The organism is Mesorhizobium sp. M1322, assembly GCF_040318085.1.
Taxonomy (GTDB): Bacteria; Pseudomonadota; Alphaproteobacteria; order Rhizobiales; family Rhizobiaceae; genus Mesorhizobium.
The window spans coordinates 1-4,143 of record NZ_JAMYLP010000177.1 but is presented as its reverse complement, the minus strand read 5'-3'; the positions used below and the strand labels follow the sequence as shown (position 1 = coordinate 4,143).

At 49.5% G+C, this 4,143-nt stretch carries 3 protein-coding genes; all 3 read left to right on the top strand.

From position 1 onward, the window contains the following. The first annotated feature begins 123 nt into the window (after positions 1 to 123). Complete coding sequence (locus NKH12_RS30045) at positions 124 to 1,278, top strand: metallophosphoesterase family protein (RefSeq protein WP_352956425.1); 1,155 nt, start codon at positions 124 to 126, stop codon at positions 1,276 to 1,278. Then, the gene (locus tag NKH12_RS30040) at positions 1,278 to 3,389 is read left to right on the top strand and encodes an ORC-CDC6 family AAA ATPase (RefSeq protein ID WP_502910866.1); all 2,112 of its coding nucleotides are present in this window, start codon (positions 1,278 to 1,280) and stop codon (positions 3,387 to 3,389) included. The genes NKH12_RS30045 and NKH12_RS30040 overlap by 1 nt, the downstream gene beginning before the upstream one ends. 159 nt (positions 3,390 to 3,548) lie before the next feature. Then, positions 3,549 to 4,055, top strand: a complete 507-nt coding sequence (locus NKH12_RS30035) for a hypothetical protein (RefSeq protein WP_352956423.1) — start codon at positions 3,549 to 3,551, stop codon at positions 4,053 to 4,055. Positions 4,056 to 4,143: the final 88 nt, after the last annotated feature.

The window sequence follows — 4,143 nt, the reverse complement described above, 5'->3', positions numbered from 1 at the left end:
CAAGGCATCGTGATCTCCGTCGAATCTCAGCAATCCGACAGAATCACAACCTGCTGAAATCACTCACTCCTTTTTGGATCGGACACTAAGGACCCGGCTTTCCCTCCCGGACTAAAGAATATATTGTCTAGTAGGCCAATTAAGAACGTCTTCAAGCGCATCTACCAGATCATCGCATCTGAGTCAGTTGATGCAGTTCTTTTTATGGGGGATTTCACTGACTATGGAAAGCTTCCAGGATTTGACGCTTGCTGCAAGTACATCGCTGGCGCTCTGCAGCTCGGCAAAAATAACATATTTGAACAAATGCCGACCGGGATCGTACCTGGCAATCACGATATCGATCGTGCGCTGGCCGGAAATGCAGGCACTGCGAAATTTAGTACGCTGTCAAAGGCCCTCGCCACTCACGGACTCCCCAATATACCGGTAAATTTGCCCACTCGAATGGATCTTCGCCAAGCCGGGCTTGGATCGAGCGTGTATCTGCTAAACAGTTGCTGGGGCTGCGGAGAGAAACTTTACATACCCGCTGAATTTGGGGATGCTATTAACGCTGCAATTGACGCCGTTATCGGTGGCCCTGGTGGCGAGCGAGCACTATCCGCATATTATAATCGTCAGTTGGACACTCCTGCTTTTTCAGACAGCACTATCGCGTCGGTAGTTGAGGCGATCTCAGAATGCCCTGCTGACGACATGCCCATAATCGTTGCTCATCACAATCTGCTCCCTCAAAGGCTTCCACGACTGGCGCCCTATACGGAGCTTGTGAATAGCGGCGCTCTTAGAAGCTCTTTGATGGAACTTGATCGCCCGGTTCTATACCTGCACGGACACATACACGAAGAACCGGTGGAAACGCTTCACGCACCCGGGAATGCCCCGCTGGTAATAGTCAGCGCTCCGTTGATAACTAAGGGTTTTAACGTGATCGAGATAGTGTTTGCGCCAGGTTCCGTGCCAATCGTCTGCAATGTTCTTCCATATCGCTTCGATGGGTCTGGAGTACTACGCAAATTTCCTGAAATGAAAGTTCCGCTGACTGGAAAAAGGAGGCGAGGAACTTTTCCAACTAAAAATTCTCTATATAGCAAACTTATCGAAAAAAGGACAAGTTACTGGTCTGAGATCCTTGCCTTCTTTCCTGATACGTTGCAACGACCATCTGACGAGGAGTTGATACAACTCTTAGAGTTATTGCTGGCAGAGGGCCTTGTTGAGATAGACAACTACGAGCTCCCATATCAAGCGTGGATAGCGAGGGCTGAGGTATAATGGATGGTGGCGCAAATCCGTTTCGACCAACCCGTTGGGAACACCATAGCGGCGGTACACCCCTAATTTGGTTTACCCCAACGGCAGAACTGCTGTCTGAGGACAAGTCCGCATATGTACATGGAAGCCGCGGAAGCGGAAAGACTACCCTACTGCGCAGTGTATGCTGGGAAGATCTCCTTAGGAACGACTCCCTAAATCTTCAAAGGAACTTAGGCGATTTTCGACATATAGGAATCTATATAAGATTACCCGACCACGTCGCAGCTTCGTTGGGCGTGAACAATTGGGAGTCCCTCTTTCCGCACTCGGCGGATTGGACGCACGAGTATCTTAGATTTTTTTCACTTGCGGTTGAGTTGATTTGCATTGAGAAGGCTTTAACCGCCGCACATACATTAAGAATTGAGGGCCGTTTACAGTTAGAGGCTACCCAGGAGATTATGTTGGTTACATCAGTAACAGACGAATTTCCGTGTCTGAGCAATTTCTCAGATCGTCCCCCCAAGACCTTTGCAGAGTTGAGCAGGACGTGCAGACAAATCGTACGAACAATGAACGAGGCCTCTGGTCGAGGAACTCTTCCAAGCGCGATTGAGTCACTTCCTGTCCGTGAGCCCGCCGAACTGCTAACTTTCGTCGTGTCGAAACTCTCGGGCATTGCGAGATTGCGGAAGACCGTTGGGAGTGTGTCGCCGGGCTTCAAATTTTGCCTGGATGACTGTGAAGTGCTCAGTGAGATTCAGATCAAAGCCATAAATACGCTGGTTCGGAAGAGTCGGTTCCCAATCTCATGGGTGATATGTTCCGTTGGTGAAGCCTTCGATCTTTATGAGACGTTCATTCCACGACAGCCGCTTACGGATGCAGACCGGCGTGTGATCTCACTTGACGATAGGGCACCTGGCGAATTCTTCGACCTATGCCAAGCGGTTTCAAGTCTGCGGATTTTTTATACGATACCCGCGGAAAGTCGCCCCGCGGTTAGCCCTCGGCAGATACAGCGTTTTTTCTCCCTTCCCGAGCGCCTAGGCATCTCAAGCGTCAACTCCATCATTGGCCAGATGATAAACCGCTCAACCAGCGGTCTCGCTCTACAGATACAGGAGGCAGCCTACATCCTGCGATCCGAGATTAATAAAAGAGCCAAGAGATTTGCGGCGAAATACCCAGAAGACAGTCCAAATATTCCGTACTATGAGGCATATCTTCTTTGGCATTGGGATGGACTTGAAGATTCGTTTACGAGCAATGCCGATGTAGATGATATGTCGAGGATAAGCCGTCACACGCGCCTTATAAACCAACCCAGCTTTCAGGCATGGATGCGGCGCAAGATGGTGGCAACCTTGCTGCAAATAGCATCGCGTCTAGGTTTTCGTCGACTGCCCTTGGCGGGATCAAATATCGTGGTGTCGCTCGCCGACGGATCCATTCGTGACTTCCTAGAGATCATGGGCGACATCTATGAGAAATACGCGTCGGACCGCTCTTCGACAGGAGACGTAGGGACATCAGTTGCAGAGAAGTTTGCTGCATCTCGGACCCGCGTTTCTCTGAAGGTTCAATCTGAGGGTATTTATTCATCAAGCGAAGCATTCTTCCGTGGGATCAGCATTCATGCGGACGCACGTCCGGATTCGGTGGCGCGTCTAATCGAGGGCCTCGGCGAGTTGACGCATATTCTTCAAACCTCGGCAAATGATCCGACAGTTCTGAGTGTCGCCGAGCGCGGTGTCTTCATAATGGACTCTTCACCGACCGAAGGGTCAGGCGATCTAGTCGGGGTGGCAGCAGCGACACTGTACAGAGCTGAATTAGCTGGATATCTGCGCACATCGACAGTTTCTAGGAAGACACAAAACTCTGACGTTGGCAGTAAGGTCGCACAGGTTGGCTACAGACTGCACAAACGCTTTGCGCCATACTTTCATTTCTCTTACCGAGGTGCGTACGAAATTGTTAGAGTCAAGGAATCATCGGTTGATAATTTGTTGATTAATTTTGAACTTTCGCCAGCCAATTGGGCGAAGAACTCGGCACTGCGGATTGCGGTCGCGAAATCAGATCAATTGTCGCTATTTGACGAGGCGAGGCTGATTGATGAGTAATCATGCCGCAATTGGGTTTTTAAACGTAGGTCAATCGGTACTTTCTGATCCATCTGAGCTGCACTCCTCTTACGACCTTTGTATTAGCGCCATTGGGTGGGAATCCAGGTCTAATCATGCTCTCGGAAATTGGTTGGACGCTCAAGTAAAATAGTTCTGTTGAAATTTTTCTCTACGGAAGATTATTTTATAGATAAGAAAATAAAAAATGAAGAATCAGCGCTTGCGGTGATCGGAAGCGAGTTCCGAATCGTCCAACTCGGCCCCTCCGTTGAATTCGCTGCTAATTTCATAGCGATTAACAGTCTGATTTTGGATGCGGTGCGCGTTGCATCGAGGCCAATTTCAATTCTTTTGGATATATCCTGTGTTCCGAAGAGATATTTCCTTTTTTTGTTAGGATTGGGGTTCAAACAGGAACTTATTGGACGCATGGATATTTTGTACAGTGAAGGAAAGTATGTCCCTGCGGATGTAATCAGAAACGGCACAAACGTAGACAAAGGTTTCGTTTCGGAAGGGGAATGGACGTCCGTGCAGATACCATACTTGGAAGATTCTGACTATTCTCCCGACTCTCGCGATCTTTTTGTGTCTGTAGGAGCAGAGGTCACTCTCGCTATGCCTACTGTCGAGAGATTTGAGCCAACAGCACTTAGATTGTAAGCGCTGTTCTCAGGCCACGGCCCTGAGTTCGGGAGCCGGGATGTAGGCCCAGGGCAGCAGGTCGTCGATCTGGCTGTTCGGGTGGCCA